We start from the raw sequence: 21,720 nt of genomic DNA, 5'->3' as shown, positions 1-21,720 counted from the left end.
TCCGGCGGGCCCGAAAAATACGAACGTTTCCGGATCGCCACCCAGACGCGATCATCCATCGCTCCCTGCGCGAACCCCCGTGAACGCGGGCGAATCCGGGCGACGACCACCCTCCGTCGGAGCCCTCCGCGTGCTGCGGCACACCCCGGCGGGCGGCACGCCACAGACGTCTCGTGGATCACTCTGGTTTACCTGGAGCCCACAATTATTGTCCGGAATTTAGTGACACGGGCGATGTAAGCCCGACAGAATGCGGAATCCATCCAGCGCCCACCAATCTGGAGGAACCGACATGCGTAGACCGCTAGGGGTACTTGCCTGCCTCGGGAGCCTGGCGGCGCTCAGCGCGCCGACGGCCGCGGCCCAGGCGGCGACCCAGCAGTCCCCGCAGTCCGAGTGCCGCGTGTACGCGGCCAACCCCTACGTCACCGCGACCGGGAAGATCCAGGCGTCCGCCGCCCGGCTGGGCTGCTCCGACACAGCCTTGGTCCGCATCCGGATCCTGCGCGCGGTGACCGGTCCCGACCCGGTCGTCAAGAGCGCGGCCAGGCGGGGAAGCAACGGGCGGGTCACCGCGGCGCTGCGCTGCGCCCCCGGCTCCTACTACGCCACCGTCACCGACTACCAGGGCAACACGGGCCGTTCGAAGACGGTCCGCCTCTCGTGCTCTCCCACGGACACCCCGACCCCGTCCCCCACCGCGACCTCGACCACCACCCCGACCCCGACGAACACCGCTCCCGCGCCCGCCCCGCCCCAGGGGTCGTCCGCCCAGGACGAGGTCGTACGGCTGACCAACGTCGAACGGCAGGCCGGAGGCTGCGCCCCCCTCAAGAACGACCCGCAGCTCCGTTCCGCCGCCCAGGGCCACTCGGACGACATGGCGGCCAAGAACTACTTCAGCCACACCTCCCAGGACGGCCGGACCATGACCGACCGGATCAAGGCGTCCGGATTCAGCCCGATGACGGCATGGGCGGAGAACATCGCCTGGGGCCAGCGGACCCCGGCCGACGTGGTCAAGGCGTGGATGAACAGCGAGGGCCACCGGCGCAACATCATGAACTGCGCGTACACCCACATCGGGGTCGGCATGGCCACCAGCTCGCGCGGCCCCTACTGGACCCAGGACTTCGCCAAGCACTGACCTCTCGGAATCCGGGGCACAGACGGCCACCGAGCCGCCTCCCGCGGACACGGGACCATCCCGGACAACCGCGCAAGAAGCCCGCGCCCCCGCGACGTGAACCGTCGCGGGGGCGCGGGCTGTCCGGGAAACGAGCTGCCGGAAGAGGAGCGTCGGCTACTTGAGCCAGCTCATCATCGGGCGCAGCTTGGCACCGGTCTTCTCGATCGGGTGCTCGGCCAGCTCCTCGCGGTAGGCGGTGAACTTCTTCTGGCCGCTGTCGAACTCGTCGACGAGCTCCTTGGCGAACTCGCCCGACTGGATCTCGGCGAGGATGCGCTGCATCTCCTTCTTGGTCTCCTGCGTCACGATGCGCGGGCCGCGGGAGTAGCCGCCGTACTCGGCGGTGTCGGAGACCGACCAGTACATCTTGTGGATGCCGCCCTCGTACATCAGGTCGACGATCAGCTTCATCTCGTGGAGGCACTCGAAGTAGGCGACTTCGGGCTGGTAGCCGGCCTCGATCAGGGTCTCGAACCCGGCCTTGATCAGCTCGGACACGCCACCGCAGAGGACGGCCTGCTCACCGAACAGGTCGGTCTCGGTCTCCTCGGTGAAGGTGGTCTTCAGCGCGCCCGCGCGGGTGCCGCCGATGCCCTTGGCGTAGGACAGGGCGAGGTCCCAGGCGTTGCCGCTGGCGTCCTTCTCGACGGCGACGAGACAGGGCACGCCGCGGCCCGCGGTGTACTGGCGGCGGACGAGGTGACCCGGGCCCTTGGGCGCGACCATGGCCACGTCCACACCCTCGGGGGCCTCGATGAGGCCGTAGCGGATGTTGAGGCCGTGGCCGAAGAAGAGGGCGTCACCCTCGACGAGGTTCGGGGCCACGTGCTCGGCGTAGAGGTGGCGCTGGATGTGGTCCGGCGCCAGGATCATCGTCAGGTCGGCCTCTTCGACGGCCTCGGAGGGGGAGAGCACACGCAGACCGTCGGCCTCCGCCTTCTCCCGGCTCTTCGAGCCCTCCGGCAGGCCGACCCGGACGTCCACGCCGGAGTCGCGCAGGGAGAGCGCGTGGGCGTGGCCCTGGCTGCCGTAGCCCAGGACGGCCACGTGCCGGCCCTGGATGATCGACAGGTCGGCCTGGTCGTCGTAGAAGATCTCAGTCACTCGCTTAACCTTTCAGGGTTTCTCGTACGGCCTGTGCGTCCGGCTCGTACGGGCTCTATGCGCTCCGGTCCAGGGCCCGGAGAGAACGATCGGTGATGGAACGGGCGCCGCGGCCGATGGCCACCATGCCCGACTGGACAAGCTCCTTGATGCCGTAGGGCTCCAGAAGCTTGATGAAGGCCTGCGACTTGTCCGGCGTGCCGGTGACCTCGATCGTCACCGCGTCCGGAGCGACGTCAACGCAGCGCGCCCGGAAGAGGTTGACCAACTCAAGCACGCTCGAACGGTTCTCGGCGTCGGCCCGCACCTTGATCAGGGTGAGTTCGCGGTGCACGGCCTGCGCCGGGTCGAGCTCCACGATCTTGAGCACGTTGATCAGCTTGTTGAGCTGCTTGGTGACCTGCTCAAGCGGGAGTTCTTCGACGTTGACCACGATGGTCATCCTGGAGATGTCCTCGTGCTCGGTCGGCCCGACCGCCAGCGAGTCTATGTTGAATCCGCGGCGGCTGAACAACGCCGCGACGCGCGCGAGCACGCCGGGCTTGTTCTCGACCAGCACGGAGAGCGTGTGCCTGCTCATGCCATTCCCTTCGCCCGGCCGCCCGCCGGGGCGCCACTGTGCCTGTCGGTCCGCTCACACATCGCTAGTCCTCGCTGTCCCAGACCGGCGCCATGTCGCGGGCGAACTTGATGTCGTCGTTGCTGGTCCCCGCCGCGACCATCGGCCAGACCATGGCGTCCTCGTGAACGACGAAGTCGATCACGACGGGCACGTCGTTGATCTCCATCGCCTTCTGGATGATCGCGTCCACGTCCTCGGGACGCTCACACCGCAGGCCGACGCAGCCGTACGCCTCGGCCAGCTTCACGAAGTCCGGGATGCGACGGACCGTCTGCAGGTTGGTGTTGGAGTAGCGCTGGTTGTAGAACAGCGTCTGCCACTGCCTGACCATGCCGAGGTTGCCGTTGTTGATGATGGCGACCTTGATCGGCACCCCCTCGATGGCGCAGGTGGCCAGCTCCTGGTTGGTCATCTGGAAGCATCCGTCGCCGTCGATGGCCCAGACCGTGCTCTCCGGCCTGCCCATCTTGGCCCCCATCGCCGCGGGGAGCGCGAAGCCCATCGTGCCCGCGCCGCCGGAGTTGATGAACGACCCGGGGTTCTCGTAGCCGATGAACTGGGCCGCCCACATCTGGTGCTGGCCGACGCCCGCGGTGAAGATGGCGTCGGGGCCGACGATCGCGCTCAGCCGCTGCATGACGTACTGCGGGGCGATGGAGCCGTCCTCGAACTCGGTGTAGCCGAGCGGGTAGGTCTCCCGGTAGGCGTCGAGCTGCTGCCACCACTCGGTGTAGTCGCCCTTGCGGTCCTCGTTGCGCACCGCGGTGATCAGCTCGGAGATGACCTCCTTGCAGTCACCCACGATGGGGACGTCGGCGTGCCGGTTCTTGGAGATCTCCGCCGGGTCGATGTCGGCGTGGACGACCTTGGCGTGCGGGGCGAAGCTGGGCAGGTGGCCGGTGACACGGTCGTCGAAACGAACGCCGAGCCCGATGAGCAGGTCGGCGCGCTGCAGCGCGCCGACGGCGGGCACGGTGCCGTGCATGCCGGGCATGCCCAGGTTCTGGCGGTGGCTGTCGGGGAAGGTGCCGCGCGCCATCAGCGTGGTGACCACGGGGATGCCGGTCAGCTCGGCGAACTCGAGCAGTTCCCTGGCCGCCCTGGCCTTGTGCACGCCGCCGCCCACGTAGAGCACGGGACGCCTGGCCTCGGCGATCAGCTTGGCCGCCTCACGGATCTGCTTGGAGTGCGGCCTGGTCACCGGGCGGTAGCCGGGGAGCTGCATCACCGGCGGCCACTGGAAGGTGGTCTTGTTGGTGAGGGCGTCCTTGGAGATGTCGACCAGCACCGGCCCCGGGCGGCCCGTCCCGGCGATGTGGAAGGCCTCGGCGATCGTCCTGGCGATGTCGGCCGGGTCGGTCACCAGGAAGTTGTGCTTGGTGATCGGCATGGTGATGCCGGAGATGTCGGCTTCCTGGAAAGCGTCGGTGCCGATGGCCTCGCTGGTCACCTGGCCGGTGATCGCGACCATCGGGACCGAGTCCATGTAGGCGTCGGCGATCGGGGTGACCAGGTTGGTCGCGCCGGGGCCGCTGGTGGCCATGCAGACGCCGACCTTGCCGGTCGCCTGCGCATAGCCCTGTGCTGCGTGCCCGGCACCCTGCTCATGCCGTACAAGCACGTGCCGGACCTTGACCGAGTCGTAGAGGGGATCGTAGGCGGGAAGAATCGCGCCGCCCGGAATCCCGAACACGGTGTCGACTCCGACGTTCTCCAGCGCCCTCACGAGGGCCTGGGCTCCTGTCATCTGTTCGGTCATCGGCTCGTTCCTTGTGTGGCTGAGCAGTGTTTGACGGCATAAAAAATGCCCCATCCCGCCAGGGATGGCGGATCTGGGGCGGCGCGCAGGACGAAGTGCTTCGCTATCGGCCTGCGCGCCGGCGAAGTACTACGAGAATCCCACGGTGATGCATGGCTCCACCATGGCCGACGGACAGGGCCCACGTCAAATTCATGGGACAGGAGTCTCAAAATCCGAGACGAAAGAAACGAGAATCCGGACGGGGGGTGGCCGGGAGCACGAACGGAACGGCGACTTCGAAACAGCGCTGAACAGGCAGAACAGGGTCGCTCTCGCGTCCTTCCGCCCCTCGGGGGCCGCGCGCCGGTCAGACGCCGCTCGGCAGGCTGGACAGGCTGGTGCGCATGAGGGAGTCGACCCCGCGCGCCGCCATCGGCCTGGCGACCAGGAAGCCCTGTCCCCGGGTGCAGCCCATCTCGCGCAGCAGCTCCAGCTGCTCGGGACGCTCGATGCCCTCCGCCACCACGATCAGCCCCAGGTCGTGGCCGAGCCGTACGATCGTGCGGGTCAGCAGCGTCAGCGTCTCGTCGCTCCCGAGGCCCGACACGAACGAGGGATCGATTTTGATCATGTCGACCGGGAGCTGTCTCAGCAGGGCCAGCGAGGCGTAACCGGTGCCGAAGTCGTCGATGGCCAGCCGTACCCCGAGCTCGCGCAGCTCGGAGAGCCGGTTGACGGTCTCCTCGGCGTCCTCGACCAGCATCTCCTCGATGACTTCCAACGTCAGCGCGCTCGGCGGCAGGCCGCTCTCCTCAAGCGCGGACTCGACGCTCTCCACGAAGCGCGGCGCCATGATCTGCCTGGCGGAGAGGTTCAGCGAAAGGCCGATCTCCCACGAGGAGGCGCGCCACGCGGCGACCTCCCTGCAGGCCTCGCGCAGGATCCACTCGCTCAGCGGGACGATGAGCCCGGTGTCCTCCGCGGGACCGAGGAAATGCTCCGGCGGCACGAACGCGCTCCCCCGCCACCAGCGCACCAGCGCCTCGACGGCGGTGACGCGCGAGGTGGCCAGGTCGACCACCGGCTGGTACTCGATCGCGAACTGGTTCTCCAGCAGCGCCCGCTGCAGGTCCGCGGCGAGTTCGAGACGCCGGACCACGTCGGTGTGCATGTGCGCGGCGAACACCTCGACCCGGCGCCCGCCGAGCTCCTTCGCGCGGGCCATCGCCACGTCCGCGTTGCGGATCAGGTCGGCCGAGGACACGTCCTCGTCGGCGAAGGCGACCCCCACGCTGGCGGTCAGCGCGACGTCGCGGTCCGCGACCCTGAACGGCTCGGACGAGACCGTGCGCACCAGGCGCTCGGCCAGATCGACCACCGTCTGGGCGTCGGTGGCCGCCTCGAGCAGCACCGCGAACTCGTCACCGCCCCAGCGGGCCAGAGTGTCGTCGGCCCGTACGGCGGCGCGGAGCCTGCGGGCCGCCTGGCCGAGCAGGTAGTCGCCGCTGGCGTGGCCGACCGAGTCGTTGACCGCGGTGAACCCGTCAAGGTCCAGGAAGACCACGGCGGCGCTGCTCGCGCCGGGGCGGGCGAGCACCTCCCGGGTGCGTTCCTCGAAGTAGGCCCGGTTGGGCAGGCCGGTGACGCCGTCGTGGAAGGTCAGATGGGCGACCTGGTTGCGCAGGGCCTCCTGGTCGCTGACGTCCCTGGTGGTCACCAGCAGGAGTTCCTCACCGCGCATCTGCCGGGTCGCCACCGACTCCGTCGGCCGCCAGGTGCCGTCCGCGGCCCTGACGCGACAGGCGACCATGCAGGTGCCCGCCCCCTCCGCGGGCTCCTCGTCCAGGCTCATCGCGCGCAGTGCCACCTGGATCGCGGGGACGTCCTCCGGGTGGATGTAGTCGAAGATCCTGCCGCCGATCAGCTCGTCGGGGCGGTAGCCGTACGTGGTCTCGACGCCTTCGCCGATCTCACGCACCACGCCCTCGTAGTCGCACAACAGGACCACGTCGCCCGTGCTCTCCGCCAGGTCGTGCAGCTGCCGTTCGCCCAGGTCGACCAGGCGCCGCATCCGGCCCGTCTCCATCAGCACCACGAACAGGCGCATCACCAGGACGACGACGACCGAGACCGAAACGAGGGCGAGGACGACCACGGGCCCCTGGATCCCACCGCCGAGCACGCGCAGGAGCACGACCACGGCCGCGACCACGACCAGGACCAGCGGCGTCGCCGCGACCAGCGGCGAGGTGGCCTGGCCGACCAGCGGCTCGGCCGCCTCCTGCTCGGTCTCCGTGTCCCCCGGCTCTCCTGTGTCTCCCCGGTCCCCGAGGAGACCGGTGTCCTCTGTGTCCCCTGAGGCCTTCGCGCGGGCCGTACGGTCGCTCCAGGCGACCGCGGCGAGCAGCAGGAAGGCCGCGGGGGCCAGCCACACCTCGCTCAGCGGCGGCGCGTCACCGGTCAGCCTGGCCAGCGCGGTCACGGTCTCCGAGGCGGTGACGGCCGCCAGCACGACCAGCGCGGCCAGCCCGACCGGCCAGGCCGACCGCCTGGCGGGCACGACGGCGGGGCCGACCGCGCAGGTGAGGACCAGGCAGAGCAGCGGAGAGGCGAGGGTGACCGCGAAGGTGCCCGCGTCACCGGCGTCGCGGTAGGCGGGGCCGAGCAGCAGGACCCAGCCGATGACGAAGAGGGAGGCGGCGCAGACATAGGCGTCGGCGAGATCCCGTAACAGCGCCTGGCCGTGCGCGGGCCTTACCGCGCACAGGCCGGTGCCGACGGCGAGCATCACGGTGCCGGCGAGCAGGACCAGGTCGGCGAAGGTCACCGCGAAGGGCGTCCCGTCCGCCAGCGGCCGTACGCCGATGCCGACCAGCCAGGTCGCGGAGCCACCCGCGAGCCAGCGCCAGGCCAGCGCGCTGCCGCGGTCCGACGGGCGACGGGCCGCGGCGAACAGCGAGACCGCCGCGGCGGCGGCGGCCGTGACACCCGCGACCGCGCCGACGACCACGGCGGCGGCACCGCTGAGAAGGGCGGCAACGAGCCCCACCACACCCATCACGGCTGCGGCGGTCAGCGCTACCCGGGGGTCACGCCAGCGGATCAATGTCGTCTGCCCATCGGTGTCGATTCGTCTCGCCTTCGCAACGGTCCTCTGCTCGCTGCGCTCGCGTTGCCATCGCGAACACGTCGTCCTTCGTCTTCCGCGGTCGCGGCGGCACACGATCAGTGTGTGCTCTCCTGCCGACGCGGATGGTGACAACGTCTGAGTCGTCACCGATCCGATAACCACGTGAGTGATTCGGACTCGCAGTAATTCACCGTACGCAGCCCAGGTCACGAGGTAGCCACGGTCGGGAATCCTTTCCCGGTCAGTACGAACCGGTGATCACGTTTTTAAGCGGCTCGCCCGCCAGATGGCGCAGGAGCTGCGAGCGGAGCAGTTTCAGCAGGCGCCGCCCCGAGGCCGGGCTGCTCCCCGCGACGTGCGGGGTGATGAGAACCCCCGGCGCCGTCCACAGCGGATGGCCAGGGGGCAGCGGCTCGGGATCGGTCACGTCGAGCGCGGCCGTAATCCTGCCCCGCTCCAGTTCGGCGAGGAGCGCGGCGGTGTCGACGACCCCGCCCCTGGCCGCGTTCACCAGTACGGCCCCGTCCTTCATCGCCGCCAGGAAAGCCGCGTCGACCAGCCCGGTGGTCGCGGGGGTCGAGGGCACGAGCAGCACGACCACATCCGCCTCCGGCAGCAGCTCCGGCAGCTCGTCCTGGCCGTGGACGTTCCCCCGCGCGGTACGGGCCACCCGCACGACGTCCACCTCGAATCCCTCGAGGCGCCGCTCGAGAGCCTGGCCGATCGAGCCGTAGCCGACGATCAGCGCGGTCGAGTCGGCCAGCGCGCCGGTGTGGTGGTAGGTCCACTCGCCCCGCCGCTGGGCGGCGGCGAAGCCGGGGAACTCCCGCAACACCGCGATCATGGCTCCGACCGCCCACTCCGCGGTGCCCGCGTCGTGCACGCCCCGCGCGTTGCACAGCACGACGCCCTCCGGCAGGTGCGGCAGGTAGGCGTCGACCCCCGCCGTGACGGTCTGCAGCAACCGCAGCCCGCGCATCTCGCCGAGCATCTCGGGGATCCGCGCGGGCGGGACCAGCGGCGGAACCCAGACCTCGACCTTCCCGGCCCCTTCGGGAACCGGCCCGGTGCCGTCGTAGACGACACACTCCACATCAGGAAGATCGCAAAGAACGTCAGCCGCCGCTGCGGAGGGGACCCAGATTTTCATGCGTGCATTATCTGTGCTTATTTGCGACGCCTGCGGCGTCGCGGGGCTTGGGCGCCCCAGTGTCGGTGTCTGGACCGGGAGACCTTCGTAGATGTACCGCTGCGATACGGGTTTGCAGCAAACCGGTTACGGAGGGCATGAACCGTCCCGTGCGTGCCAGGAGCACGAACGCCCTGCCGGTCACCGACCGGCGGGGCGTCGTCATGTCCGGCTCAGGCCGACCGGTCGCCCATCGTCAGGGCACGCAGTTCCCGCATGGCGGGCAGGGCGCGCGCCTTCTCCGGGGCGACGTCCAGCACGATGCGAGCCGCCGCTTTGACCCGTACGTCCCGCCGTGCGACCGGGAGCGTCTCCACGAGCCTCAGCGCCTGCTGTGCGCCTTGCTCTGGGTCCGTGCGAGCGTGCAGTGCCGCGTTGTGCAGAGCGATTGTGACCGCTCCGTGGTGCGCTGACGGATAGAGCCCTTCGGCGGTGCTTTGCGCTTCACGCGCCAGCTTGACCTCTTCAGCGAATGTGTAGATCAGACTTCGATCGAAGTACACCCAGTTGGGATCCAGGCCGACGCTCTGAGACGGAAGCCGGGAGAACACTTCCTCGGCTCGGCGTAGTGCGGTGGTCGCTTCGACGTAACGGCCCAGCATCGCGAGCGTCTGAGCCTCAGCGCTAAGGGCGATCACGAGCGGCGCGCTGGGGTGGTCTCCGGCGAAACGATGAGCCCGTTGAGCCACAAGAAGCACGTCATCGAGGTCTTCATCTGGATCCGCTCTTCGATAGGCCGCCTCCCGACCTAGCAGCCACGCAGCCAGCAAAGTGTCTCCGGACTGCTCACTCAAGGTTCGTGTCTTCCTCCACCACCGGTGCGCCTCACGGCGGTTTCCCAGGTCGAACCACTTTCCGGCGATCAGGGCCGCATGGCGCGCGGCGGCATGGGCGAGATCGCTCTGTACCGGCTCAGGCTGGGTCCGGCCCAGGTGGGGAGCCATGTCGGTGAAGTCGGCGGCGAGCGCGGCGAGGACGACGGCGGGCGGGTCGATGTAGGCCCGTTTGGCGTGGACGTCGGCGGCGTCCTCCCAGTCGTCGATCATCTCCTGTGACACGCTCGCCCCGGAGATCCGAGGTCCCGACGCCTGCCAGGCACTGGTCAGGGTGGCCAGCACGGGCGCCACCGCGCCGCCGACGGCGACGGCGGCGGCGTCCCGCATGAGTCGTCTGCGTTCCATCTCCTCACCCTCATCCCGCGTTGAGGCTTTTGCTTCGACGTTACTCTTCCGCGCCTGATCGGCGTCGGCCATCGCCGCATGAAGCGCCTGCGCCATGAGGTCGCCCCCGGCGCCGAATTCGGCGTCGAGAACCTTGACGGCCTCGACCGGCGGCCGGTTCTTCGCCTGCTCCCACTTGCCGATCACGGAGTGATGCCACCTGATCCGCTCGGCGAGGTCCCTCAGGCTCAGCTCACGCTGTTCTCGGTGTGCCCTCAGCACACGGCCGAACTCCTGCCAGCCCGCCAATGTGGTCGGTGTTGATTGTCCGGTCACGCCTGCCCTCGCGATCCGTCTCATGCGTCGCACCCCCATGGTGACGACGCAACGTGTCTTGTCTCACACTCCCAGTGACTTCAACTATGGCACCGGTAAGCGTCACGTAAAGCGGAACCCCGCAGGCGGACAGGCCATACGGGGTTCCTCGATCGCAAAGGAGGTGCGATCCGTGCGAGATGGTAGGGCCACCGTGCCCTCACCGACCATCCCGGGCTGGCGGCTGATCCTCAGCGACAGGAGCCGGTTCTGGGCCTTCCGGCAGGAGCCCTTCCCCCTCGCGGCGCGGCGGGCCGGTGCCGAACCGGACCTGGACGCCGACACCTTCGACGAGATCCAGGTCCTCGTCGAGCACCAGGAAGAGATCGCCCGTCAGGTCGCCGGACAGGTGACGCCATGATCGGACGATCTCGTCACCGCGGACGGCACCGCGACGGACAGCCGCTCACGAAGGTGTACCGGCGCCTGTGGGACGGCCCCGCCGTACCCCGCACCTTCCCACGGTTCTGAAGCCGGTACGGCGGGCGGAGAGCCCCCTCTCGCCCGCCGTACCACCCCACACCCACCGGGAGATCCCCTATGACGGCCATCCTGGTCATCGGCTCCGACGGCACCTTCGCCCTCGACGGCACCGCCGAGCGGTTCCTGACCCCCGTGAGGTCGCACGCCTGTTCCGGGTCGATCCCAAGACCGTCAACCGCTGGGCGGACGAAGGAAAGCTCACCTTCATCCACACCCCGGGCGGACAACGCCGCTACCGGGAAGCCGAGGTCAACACCCTACGGAACGGCGGTTAGATCCTGCGGGACGCCCCGGAACCGCCCACGGGCCGAAGGCGTCGCAATGAACACAGGAAGACACCGACGCTGGAGCGCCCAAGCCCGGCGACGCCGCCAGGCATCGCCATCAGCACAGCGATCTATTCAGTTTGGGGGGTGCCGCCTGAGACGCACTTGAGGTCGAGTTCGGGGCGGTAGACCGTGGTCTTCTTGACCCGCTTGATCTCCTTGCCGTCCTGTTTGAAGACCCGCCAGACATCGATCGTGAAGCCTGGCTGGCCCTCCATCGGGATGCAGCCGGGGCCGCTCTCGGTCACGCTCTTGAACGGGGTGACGTTGTAGCGCTGGGAGGAGACCGACTCGATGTCGTAGCGTTTCGTGCTCCAGAAGGCGACCGTGACCCCGGCGTCGGTGTAGGCGGTCTTCACCAGCACGCCGTACTTGGAGTCGTTCTTCCAGCGGAAGTCGGGTTCCGGCCAGGAGACCGTGGACTCCCGGCCCGCCGGGTAACGCGAGATGTAGAACTCGTGCGCCACGTGCTGGACGTCCTCGAGGCCACCGAAGAACACCGCGTTGTACATGGTGGTGACGAACTGGGAGATGCCGCCGCCGACCGAGTCGATCAGCCTGCCACCCTGGATCATGGGCGCCGGGACGAACCCCCTGGCCGTGTCGCGCTCACCGATGACGCCGTTGAGCGAGAAGGTCTCGCCGGGCTTGACGATGTAGCCGTCCATGATCTTGGCCAGCGCGCGGATGTTGGTCACCCTGGGCGGGCAGCAGACGTAGGGCGTGGTGAACTCGCTGATCTTCTCCTTGATGCCGAGGGCCCGTGCCTCCGCGTCGGAGACCTTCGGCTCGACACTCGTGAGCGCGACCTGGATCGTCCGGTCTCCGCCCTTGGTGAGCAGGGTGGCCACGTCCTCGGCGAGCTTGACGTCGTCGATCCCCTGTCCCTTGCGCCCCGGGATCAGCTTCGGCCTGTTCCCGGTGATCTCGAAGGTGGGCTCCCTTGGGGCCAGTGCGGGATCGACGAGGCTGCTCTCCACTTCGGCGGCCACGGCCCTGGCGTCGAAGACGGGGCGTATGTCACCGGCGCCGTCGGGTTCGTAGGAGAGGTGGGCGGCGAGGGTCTCAAGCGCCAGCTGGGCCTGTCTGCCCTTGTGCACCAGGGTCACCGGCCCCGCCAGCGCCTTGCCCGCTCCCGCGACGGCCTTCTTGACCGCCTCGGGGGTGACTTTGGGCTTGATCACCGAAACCGGCAACTCCACGTCACCGGGAGGGCCGAGGAAGGCGTGCGCGATGACGTCCGCGGCGGCCTTCTGCTCCAGCCTGCGGCCGTCCCTGGGCACCACGGCCATCGGCTTCGCGCCCTGGAAGGTGACCGCGCCCTCCCTGACCTTAAGATCGATCTTCTTCGCCAGCCCCTTGACGGCGCCCCTCATGAGCTCGGAGTCGACGGAGACCTTAGGCCTCAGATCGTTGATCCCGGTGAGGGCGTGCCAGACCTCCCCCGGCGCGGGGAAGTCGCTGGGCGCCTGGTCGATCGTCGCGACGACGTCGAGCTCCAGGCCTGCCGTCTCGGGATCGAGGGTGTACTTCTTGCCCGCGGCCCGCAGGGTCATCTCGCTGGTCGCGGGGCCTGCGAGCCTGTCCCTGATCCGGTCTGCGGCCTCGGTAGCGGTGAGTCCTCCGATGTCGACGCCCCTGACCCGGGTGCCGGGCAGCATCTTGCCCGCCATGACGATCGCGGGGATGACGTAGGCGAGGCCGGCGAGCACCAGCAGGAGAACGAAGGCCACGAGGAGCCTGCGTCCCCTGCGGCGCGGGGACGCCTCCTCGTAACCGGAGAGCCTCCTGGGCGGGGATCCGGCGTCGCCGCCGGGTGCGGAGTCCTGGCGCGGCGGGGAGGCTTTTTCCGGGGCCGCCATTCGCCAGGGCTCGGGCTTCGGGGCGGGTGGTGGCAGTCCGGGGGGGCCGGGCATTCCCGGCGATCCGGGCCCGGGCCCGGCGGACCCGGCCTGCCCGCCCGCGCTCGACGGGCCGAAGATGTCGGGCGAGACGCCCGGAGGGAGATTCGATGCCCCTTTCGGCCTGCCGCCCGGTGGAAGTCCGGGATCGCGGGCGCCGGGGCGAACGGGATGCGAGGGCAGGGGCACAGCCGCGAACGGGTCCGTCGGCGGGTCTGTCGACGCTCCGGCGTTCCGCACTGCCTCCGGCTCCTCTTACTTCGCAGCTTCCACCTCCGGCAACCCTAAACCACAACCGCCAGCGGGAACCCTTCAAGGCGGGTAACAAATCACCTCCCCATCAGGGCCCGTGGCACCGTCTCCCACCGTGGAAAGGCTTTTTCCGCATCCTCGGATCACCGGGGCGGAGCCGGTGGGGCCGGTGAGGCTCGCGGGGAGGGCGGGCCCGCGGGTACGGCGACCGCCCGCAGGCTCCGCCGTACCCGGGGCGAGGCCCTCACCGTGGCACCGTCAGGACTCCAGGGAGTCGACGACCGTGTTCGAAACGCGCAGACCGTCCTCGGTGGCGAAATAGGAGCAGGAGGCCCATCCGGTGGTTCCCGCGGGCAGCCCGGAGGCCGACCTGCCACCGAGCCGGAACTGGCACCAGGCGCCCGAGAAGTTCAGGATCTGGCCGTAATCCCAGTAGTAGAGAAAGCCGATCACGCGGGTACCACCGGGGGTCGATCTCAGGCGGACCCCGTTCGCGATGACGACGGCGTCGATCGCCGGCGCCGAGACAACGGAGACGGTGGTGGAAACGGTGGCCTGGACCGGGGTGACGGCGGTCAGTGTCCCGCAGACGGCGGCCGAGAGCACGGTCAGGAGCGCCAAAAACCTCTTCATGGGGGGTTCTCCGATCTCAGGGCTGTGCGGCACCAGAGAGAAAGGGGGGATGAATGTGATCACTGTGCAAGGAGTCAATAATTGAGTCAATACATGTTTGCTGTGAAAAATCCGAATTACCACATGCAGAAAGGCCCCGCCGATCGGATGATCGACGAGGCCTTTCCGTGAATCGAAGGGGCCGGTTAACCCCGGGAGACGACGGTGAGGACTACTCGGACACGCCGAGCTTCTCCAGCAGGAGCTCACGGGCACGGCCCGCGTCCGCCTTGCCCCGGCTGGCCTTCATGACGCCGCCGACGAGGGCGCCGACTGCCGCGATCTTGCCGCCACGGACCTTGTCGGCCGCGGCGGCGTTGTCCGCCAGCACCTGGTCGATGATCGCCGACAGCTCGCCCTCGTCGTTCACGATCTGCAGGCCGCGGGCGGCGACCACCTCGTCCGGGGAGCCCTCGCCGTTCAGCACGCCCTCCAGCACCTGGCGGGCCAGCTTGTCGTTCAGCGCTCCCCCGGCGACCATCGCGCACACCCTGGCGATCTGGTCGGGGGTGATCCGCAGCGCGCTGAGCGGCACCTCCGCCTCGTTGGCCCTGCGGGCCAGCTCGCCCATCCACCACTTGCGGGCGTCGGCGGGCGGGGCGCCCGCGGCGACGGTCGCCTCGACCAGGTCGATGGCGTCGACGTTGTGCATGGACTCCATGTCCAGGTCGGACACGCCCCACTCCTGCTGGAGCCGCTTGCGCCGCAGGCGCGGCAGCTCGGGCAGCGCGGCCTTCAGCGTGGCGACCCACGCGGTGTCCGGCGCGATCGGCACGAGGTCGGGCTCGGGGAAGTAGCGGTAGTCCTGCGCCTCCTCCTTCGACCGGCCCGAGGTGGTGGTGCCGGTGTTCTCGTGGAAGTGGCGGGTCTCCTGGACGATCTTGCCATCGTCCGCCAGGATCGCGGCCTGGCGCTCGATCTCGCTGCGGACCGAGCGCTCGACGCTGCGCAGCGAGTTGACGTTCTTGGTCTCGGTCCGGGTGCCCCACTCGGAGGAACCGCGCGGCATGAGGGAGACGTTCACGTCACAGCGCATGGAACCCTCCTCCATGCGCACGTCGGAGACTCCCAGCGCGCGCATGACCTCGCGCAGCTCGGTCGCGTACGCGCGGGCGACCTCGGGGGCGAGCCTGTCGGTGCCGGGGATCGGCTTGGTGACGATCTCCACCAGCGGGATGCCCGCGCGGTTGTAGTCGACGATCGAGTAGTCGGCGCCGTGGATGCGTCCGGTCGCACCACCGACGTGGGTGGACTTGCCGGTGTCCTCCTCCAGGTGGACCCGCTCGATCTCGATCCGCACGGTCTTGCCGTCCACCTCGACGTCGAGGTAGCCGTCGAAGCAGAGCGGCTCGTCGTACTGGCTGATCTGGTAGTTCTTCGGCATGTCCGGATAGAAGTAGTTCTTCCGGGCGAAGCGGCACCACTCGGCGATGGAGCAGTTGAGCGCCAGGCCGATGCGGATCGTCGACTCGATCGCGGCGACGTTGGCCGTGGGCAACGCCCCCGGCAGGGCCAGGCAGACCGGGCAGACCTGGGTGTTCGGCGGGGCGCCGAACGTGGTCGGGCAACCGCAGAACATCTTCGAAACCGTGCCCAGCTCGACGTGCGTCTCCAGGCCAAGCACCGGTTCGAAGCGCTCAAGCGCCTCGTCGTACGGCATCAGCGTTTCCGTGCTCATCGGTCCTTCACCAATCCTCGTTGACTGCGCGGAGCGTTCGCACCTCACGCGCCACTCCGCTCGCTGCGGCGGGCTCTCGCGCGCTCATCGGTCGATCACCCTCCTCGTTCACAGGTAACCAAGTCCTTTCAATGCGTTCCTCGTCTCGGCGACCCAGTCGGCGTATCCGGGAACCTGGGCCAGCACGGCGAGGTCGACGTTGCGTCCCACGTACTCGAAGTAGTCGGCGACCGGCTTACCCCGCCGGGGAACGGTCGCGGCCAGGACCGCGCCCGGGTCCGCGATCCGCTCGGCGTCACGCGGGCGGGCGGGCAGCAGGCCGAGGTCGCTGCCCTCAAGCCGGGCCCACATGCCACGGTCGGCCAGCAGCCAGGTCTCGGTCTCACCCAGGCCGATGATGGGCACAAGATAGTGCGAGTGGTAGCGGACCCCGTCGGTCTTGCCGCGCTCCCGCTCGTCGCCGCGGGTGAAGAGCAGATGGCAGTCGGCCGCCAGCTCCTCGAGCGCGGTGACCATGTGCTCCCGCTCACACGAGACGACCTCCGTCGCCTCGATGTCGACGGTGTGCGGCGACATCCAGGTCAGCTCACGCAGCTGACGGGAGATCACGATCCCGAGGAAGGCCTCTTCACCCTCTCCCCGCGCGACCAGGCCGGGCACCAGGGGGCGGCTCATGCCGCGGCCCCGAGGTACTTGCGGACCTGACGGGGCGAGACGAACGTGCCCGGCTCACCGTCCGGCTGGACGGGCTTGGGCACGGTCACCCGCGAGACCCTGTCCTTCTCGGGATCGACGCGGACCACGGTGTCCAGGAAGGTCAGCGCGTCCGGGTCGGCGCGATAGGTCTCCGCGACCACGACCGGGGAGTGACTGGTGAGGATCACCTGCCGGAACGGCGTCGCGCCCCCCGGCTCCGTGATCCGCTGCCGGATCCGCCTGAGCAGCTCGCCGAGCCGCCCGGGGTGCACGCCGTTCTCGATCTCCTCGACCAGCAGGGTGCTCGGATGGTCGGGATCGTGCAGGGCGGCGAGCAGGCCGAGGACGCGCAGGGTCCCGTCGGACAGCAGCGGGGCCGGGACGCTCCCCTGGCCGTCGATCACCAGCTCGAAAGAGCACTCGTCCCGTTCGGTGCGGGGCACCAGCGCGACCGCGTCGGGCACGACACCCGCGAGATCGACCGTGAGGTCGGCGAGCGCGGCCGACCCGGCCATCCGCCCGAGCACCGCGGCGAGGTTGCGGCCGTCCGCGGCGAGCGGGCCGCGGTCGGCGGGAGACCAGCGCCTGCGCATCGCCTGCGGCGACAGGACGTAGCGGCGCCACGACTGGACCGTACGGCGCGGCGTGACCTCAGGCTCGGGGTCCTCCACCATGAGCTCCAGCAGCTCCTCGGGCAGGTGGTGGGCCACGTGGCTGACGACGGCCCCACTCGACCTCGGGATCTTGAGCACCATCTCCGCGCCCGCGTCGAACCGGATCGGCAACAGCGCGCCGGGCTCCGGGGCGATCAGCGTCTCGACGGAGACGACGAACCCGGGCACCGGCGTCCCCCGCACGACCCGGTGGAACTGCTCGGCCGGAAGACCTCTGGCCGCGGCGAGCAGCCCGCCCTGACCGGTGATCTCGTCGGCGACGAAGCCGAGGGCGTCGAACAGGTTCGACTTACCGCTGGCATTCGGGCCGACCAGCACCAGGAAGGGCGGCACGTCGAGGACGAAGTTCAAGAATGACTTGAACCCGTCGATCTCGATCCGAGTGATCATGCCGCCGTTTCCCCCTGATTCCCCGCTGTCGCCGTACTCGTCCGGTGAAGCCCTTACAGCGCCGGCGCCTTGGACAGCAGGCTGCCGCCCCAGCGGTGCTCGAGGGCCTTCTCCACGGCGGCGGCGACCCGGTAGCAGCGGTCGTCGCCGAGCACCGGGGCCATGATCTGCAGGCCGACGGGCAGCCCGTCCTCCTCCGCCAGGCCGCACGGCACCGAGATGGCCGCGTTGCCCGCCAGGTTGGTCGGGATGGTGCACAGGTCCGCGAGGTACATCGCCATGGGGTCGTCCGCGCGCTCGCCGATCGGGAACGCCGTGGTCGGCGTGGTCGGTGAGATCAGCACGTCCACCTGGTGGAAGGCCGCCTCGAAGTCCCGCGCGATCAGCGTGCGGACCTTCTGCGCCTGACCGTAGTAGGCGTCGTAGTAGCCGCTGGAGAGGGCGTACGTGCCGAGGATGATGCGCCGCTTGACCTCGGGGCCGAACCCGGCGGCCCTGGTCAGCGCCATGACCTCCTCCGCGCTGCGCGTGCCGTCGTCGCCGACGCGCAGGCCGTACCGCATGGCGTCGAAACGGGCCAGGTTGGACGAGGCCTCGGACGGGGCGATCAGGTAGTACGCGGGCAGCGCCGTACTGAACGACGGGCAGGAGACCTCGACGACCTTGGCCCCGAGGGACTCGAGCAGCTCGACGCTCTCGTGGAAGCGGGCGAGCACCCCGGCCTGGTAGCCGTCGCCGCCGAACTCCTTGACCACGCCGATGCGCAGCCCCGCGACGTCGCCGTTGCGCGCCGCCTCGACGACGGAGGGCACGGGCGCGTCGACGGAGGTCGAGTCCATGGGGTCGTGCCCGGAGAAGGCCTCGTGCAGCAGCGCGGCGTCCAGCACGTTGCGGGCGAAGGGCCCCGGCGTGTCCAGGGAGCTGGCGAAGGCGATCAGGCCGTAACGGGACGAGCCACCGTAGGTCGGCTTCATGCCGACGATGCCGGTGACCGCGGCGGGCTGGCGGATCGAGCCGCCGGTGTCGGTGCCGGTGGACAGCGGGGCCTCGTAGGCGGCGACGGCGGCCGAGGAGCCGCCGGAGGAGCCGCCCGGGATCCGGGACAGGTCCCACGGGTTGCGGGTCGGGCCGTAGGCCGAGTTCTCCGTCGAGGAGCCCATCGCGAACTCGTCGAGGTTGGTCTTACCGAGGATCACCAGGCCCGCCTCGCGCAGGCGCCGGGTCACGGTCGCGTCGTACGGCGGGCGGTACCCCTCAAGGATCTTGGATCCGGCCGTGGTCGGCATGTCCGTGGTGGTGAAGACGTCCTTGTGCGCGATCGGCACGCCGGCGAGCGGGCCGAGGTCCTCCCCGGCGGCCCTGCGGGCGTCGACGGCGCGGGCCTGCTCGAGCGTCGTCTCGGCGTCGACGTGGAGGAAGGCGTTGATCTGCGGCTCGACGGCGGCGATCCGGTCGAGATGCGCCTGGGCGATCTCTACGGCCGAGACCTCACCGCTCGCGACCAGCGCGCCGAGCTCGGCGGCGGACTTGTGGACGAGGCTCATGCTTCCTCCCCGAGGATGCGCGGAACACGGAAGCGGTCGTCCTCGACGGCCGGGGCGGCGGCCAGCGCCTCTTGCGGCGCCAGGCCTGGCCGTACCTCGTCGGGGCGGTAGACGTTGGTGAGCGGAAGCGCGTGCGAGGACGGCGGGATGTCGTCGGCCGCCACCTCGGCGACGCGGGCGACCGCACCGATGATCACATCGAGCTGCGCGGCGAAGTGGTCGAGTTCCTCATCGGCCAGCGCCAGCCGGGACAGCCGGGCGAGGTGAGCGACCTCGTCGCGGGTTATGGCGGACATGAGTCGTTGAACCCGTTTCGTGGAATGGCAATTGGACACTGTCATCCTAGGGCTCGTGACCTAACGTGCCCGACTCATTAACCCCCCAGCAACCTCCCAGGGGGCACTGAAGGCGTGTTCAGGGGACAGGCGAGCGGAAAACGACGAGAGTCCGCCCCTCCGCCACGGTCCCCTCCCTTCCCGCCCTATGCCGTCTGCGGGTCGAGAACCTCGGCCGGGCGCAGAAAGGTGAGGTCGGGCGCCGTCTGGCCACGGTGTTCACGGAGCCAGACGGTGGTCTCCGCGGCGGACATGGGCTCGGCGAACAACCAGCCCTGGGCCAGTTCGCAGCCCATGTCGGCCAGGCGGGCCGCGACGTCGTCGGACTCGACGCCCTCGGCGACCGAGCGCAGCCCCAGCGAGCGGACCAGGTCGACGATGGAGCGGACGATCCGCTCGTCGTCCCTGGACTCGCCGATCCTGCGGACGAACGAGGCGTCGATCTTGACCTCGGAGACCGGGAGGCGTTGCAGGCGCACCAGCGAGGAGTAACCGGTGCCGAAGTCGTCGAGCGCGAGCGGCACACCGAGGGAGGCCAGGGCGTGGACCGCGTCCGCGGTGTAGGCCTGGTCGGTCATCAGGACGCGCTCGGTCACCTCGAGCTGGATCGCCTTCGGCGGCAGGTGATACCGCGTCAGGCCCGCCTCGAGCAGGTCGGGGAGGGTGGAGTCGAGCAGGTCACGGGCGGAGACGTTGACGGAGATCTGCTCGTGCAGGCCGATGTGCCACCAGTGGGCGGCCTGCTCGAGCGCCGCGTCGATGACGTACCGGGTCAGGTGCCGCATCAGATATGACTGCTCCGCCATCGGCACGAACTCTCCCGGCGAGATCATCCCGCGCTCGGGGTGGCGCCATCGCAGCAGCGCCTCGACCCCGCGCACCTGGCCGGTGGCCAGGTCCAGCTTCGGCTGGTAGTGGAGCCTCAGCTCGGAGTCGTCGAGCGCCCTGCGCAGGTCGCCGAAGAGGTTGAGCCGCTCGGGGCTGTTGCGGTCCTTGTCCGCGACGTAGACCTCGACCCCGGTGCGCGCCTCCTTCGCGAGGTACATCGCCACGTCGGAGCGCTGCATCAGCATCTCGAAGTCCGGCGCGTGGTCGGGGTGGAGGGCGATGCCGACCGAGGCGTCCACGTCGAAGGTCATCCCCTCGAGCCTGACCGGCTCCGTGAGGGCGACCCTCAGCCGCGAGGCCACCTCCCTGGCCGCCGCGGTGTCCCTGATCGAGGGCAGCAGCACCGCGAACTCGTCGCCGCCGAGCCTGGCCACCACGTCGCCCGGCCGTACGCTGTGGGTGAGCCGGTGCGCCACGATCTGCAGCAGCCGGTCGCCGATCGGGTGCCCGAGGGTGTCGTTGACCTCCTTGAATCGGTCGAGGTCGAGCAGGAGCAACCCGATCTTGTCGCCCTCTCGCGCCTCGGCGAGCGCCTCCTCCGTGCTGATCACGAGCATCTTGCGGTTGGGCAGCCCGGTGAGCCCGTCGTGCGTCGCCTGGTGGTCCCGGCGGACGGACAGGGTCGCGGTGAAGTAGACGGCGGCCATCGGCGCGAGGAACAGCGGCACCAGCGCCGGGGAGTCGTTCATCACGACCACGACCAGCGGGGCGAGACCGAGCAGCCCGGCGTAGACGAGGCTCTGGTGGCCGATGGTGGTCCTGATCACCCGGTAGATCGAGCGCCGTTCGTGCAGCGCGACCGCACCGGAGACCAGCAACGCTCTGGCCACGAAGTAGGCCAGCCCGGCCAGCCCGATCGCGAACAGGTCAGGCCCTCTGGGCACCCAGGAGAGCGGCGGGGCCGGGTGACCGCAGAACACGATGAGCACCACCCCCGCCGCGGTGAGGGCCAGCGTCGTCTGCGCGATGTTGAACACGACCCGGTGCCACGCCTTGCGGGTGACCGCGTTGTTGACGACGATGCCGACCGCCTGCATCAGCACGGCGACCGGCAGCCCGTAGTGGAGCAGGGCGGCGAAGGTGAACATCGTCGACGGATAGGTGCCGCCGACCGTCATCGACGATGACAACATCACCGGCCTCAGCTCGCCCAGCACGACCAGGACCGCCAGCATCCAGAACAGCGGGCTGTGCACGAGAGGCGCGAACTGCACCGGACTGATCAGCCACTGCGCCAGCACGAAGGCGAGGATCCCGAGCGTGGTGACGGCGGCGAGATAGGTCCACAGCGGTGAGCCCACACGCGGTCCGGTGTCGCGTGTGTCGTTTGGGTCGGCCATGAGTAACAAAACCCCCATTAGTTCACTATGG

16 protein-coding genes and 1 pseudogene are annotated in these 21,720 nt (G+C 69.5%); 3 read left to right on the top strand and 14 right to left on the bottom strand.

The features are described 5' to 3' along the window. Positions 1 to 292: 292 nt before the first annotated feature. A complete protein-coding gene (locus AB0395_RS17390; protein ID WP_366281651.1) occupies positions 293 to 1,147 on the top strand; it encodes a CAP domain-containing protein in 855 nt (284 codons plus the stop codon). Between the two features lie 156 nt (positions 1,148 to 1,303). On the opposite strand, the gene ilvC is transcribed toward AB0395_RS17390, so the two are convergent. The 6 genes from ilvC to AB0395_RS17360 form a co-directional block, all read right to left on the bottom strand. Then, a complete protein-coding gene (ilvC, locus tag AB0395_RS17385; protein ID WP_366281747.1) occupies positions 1,304 to 2,284 on the bottom strand; it encodes a ketol-acid reductoisomerase in 981 nt (326 codons plus the stop codon). Between the two features lie 64 nt (positions 2,285 to 2,348). Further along, complete coding sequence (gene ilvN, locus AB0395_RS17380) at positions 2,349 to 2,873, bottom strand: acetolactate synthase small subunit (protein WP_366281650.1); 525 nt, start codon at positions 2,871 to 2,873, stop codon at positions 2,349 to 2,351. 64 nt (positions 2,874 to 2,937) lie between these two features. Continuing rightward, the gene (locus AB0395_RS17375; protein ID WP_366281649.1) at positions 2,938 to 4,728 is read right to left on the bottom strand and encodes an acetolactate synthase large subunit; all 1,791 of its coding nucleotides are present in this window, start codon (positions 4,726 to 4,728) and stop codon (positions 2,938 to 2,940) included. A gap of 295 nt (positions 4,729 to 5,023) precedes the next feature. Beyond that, positions 5,024 to 7,714 carry a GGDEF domain-containing protein gene (locus AB0395_RS17370; protein WP_366281744.1) on the bottom strand — a complete coding sequence of 897 codons (2,691 nt, stop codon included), beginning with the start codon at positions 7,712 to 7,714 and terminating at the stop codon, positions 5,024 to 5,026. A 313-nt stretch (positions 7,715 to 8,027) separates the two neighbouring features. Then, entirely contained in the window at positions 8,028 to 8,936 is a 909-nt protein-coding gene (locus tag AB0395_RS17365) for a 2-hydroxyacid dehydrogenase (protein WP_366281647.1), read from the bottom strand. A 212-nt stretch (positions 8,937 to 9,148) separates the two neighbouring features. Next, on the bottom strand, positions 9,149 to 10,495 hold the full coding sequence (locus tag AB0395_RS17360; protein ID WP_366281646.1) for a helix-turn-helix transcriptional regulator: 1,347 nt from the start codon (positions 10,493 to 10,495) through the stop codon (positions 9,149 to 9,151). Positions 10,496 to 10,643: 148 nt separating this feature from the next. On the opposite strand from AB0395_RS17360, the gene AB0395_RS17355 reads away from it, so the two are divergent. After that, positions 10,644 to 10,871 (top strand): hypothetical protein, encoded by a 228-nt coding sequence (locus tag AB0395_RS17355; RefSeq protein ID WP_366281644.1) that lies wholly within the window; start codon positions 10,644 to 10,646, stop codon positions 10,869 to 10,871. A gap of 250 nt (positions 10,872 to 11,121) precedes the next feature. After that, positions 11,122 to 11,268 (top strand): annotated as a pseudogene (locus AB0395_RS17350) (BldC family transcriptional regulator); the annotation flags it as partial. A 122-nt stretch (positions 11,269 to 11,390) separates the two neighbouring features. Here AB0395_RS17350 and AB0395_RS17345 read toward each other — a convergent pair. The 8 genes from AB0395_RS17345 to AB0395_RS17310 form a co-directional block, all read right to left on the bottom strand. Next, positions 11,391 to 13,181 carry a VanW family protein gene (locus AB0395_RS17345; RefSeq protein ID WP_366281642.1) on the bottom strand — a complete coding sequence of 597 codons (1,791 nt, stop codon included), beginning with the start codon at positions 13,179 to 13,181 and terminating at the stop codon, positions 11,391 to 11,393. A 549-nt stretch (positions 13,182 to 13,730) separates the two neighbouring features. Then, complete coding sequence (locus AB0395_RS17340) at positions 13,731 to 14,105, bottom strand: hypothetical protein (RefSeq protein WP_366281641.1); 375 nt, start codon at positions 14,103 to 14,105, stop codon at positions 13,731 to 13,733. A 211-nt stretch (positions 14,106 to 14,316) separates the two neighbouring features. Next, positions 14,317 to 15,822, bottom strand: coding sequence for an Asp-tRNA(Asn)/Glu-tRNA(Gln) amidotransferase subunit GatB (gatB, locus tag AB0395_RS17335; protein ID WP_366281639.1), 1,506 nt, complete (start codon positions 15,820 to 15,822; stop codon positions 14,317 to 14,319). A gap of 108 nt (positions 15,823 to 15,930) precedes the next feature. Continuing rightward, positions 15,931 to 16,497, bottom strand: coding sequence for a hypothetical protein (locus AB0395_RS17330; RefSeq protein WP_366281637.1), 567 nt, complete (start codon positions 16,495 to 16,497; stop codon positions 15,931 to 15,933). Next, positions 16,494 to 17,582, bottom strand: a complete 1,089-nt coding sequence (locus AB0395_RS17325) for an AAA family ATPase (RefSeq protein WP_366281635.1) — start codon at positions 17,580 to 17,582, stop codon at positions 16,494 to 16,496. The genes AB0395_RS17330 and AB0395_RS17325 overlap by 4 nt, the downstream gene beginning before the upstream one ends. Positions 17,583 to 17,635: 53 nt before the next feature. Then, a complete protein-coding gene (gene gatA, locus AB0395_RS17320) occupies positions 17,636 to 19,126 on the bottom strand; it encodes an Asp-tRNA(Asn)/Glu-tRNA(Gln) amidotransferase subunit GatA (RefSeq protein WP_366281633.1) in 1,491 nt (496 codons plus the stop codon). After that, a complete protein-coding gene (gene gatC, locus AB0395_RS17315; RefSeq protein ID WP_366281632.1) occupies positions 19,123 to 19,422 on the bottom strand; it encodes an Asp-tRNA(Asn)/Glu-tRNA(Gln) amidotransferase subunit GatC in 300 nt (99 codons plus the stop codon). The genes gatA and gatC overlap by 4 nt, the downstream gene beginning before the upstream one ends. A gap of 185 nt (positions 19,423 to 19,607) precedes the next feature. Then, positions 19,608 to 21,689 carry an EAL domain-containing protein gene (locus AB0395_RS17310; RefSeq protein WP_366281631.1) on the bottom strand — a complete coding sequence of 694 codons (2,082 nt, stop codon included), beginning with the start codon at positions 21,687 to 21,689 and terminating at the stop codon, positions 19,608 to 19,610. Between the last annotated feature and the right edge of the window lie 31 nt (positions 21,690 to 21,720).

Source organism: Streptosporangium sp. NPDC051023 (assembly GCF_040689595.1).
Classification (GTDB): domain Bacteria; phylum Actinomycetota; class Actinomycetes; order Streptosporangiales; family Streptosporangiaceae; genus Streptosporangium.
The sequence above is the reverse complement of the archived record's forward strand: the minus strand, read 5'-3'. Positions and strand labels throughout refer to the sequence as shown.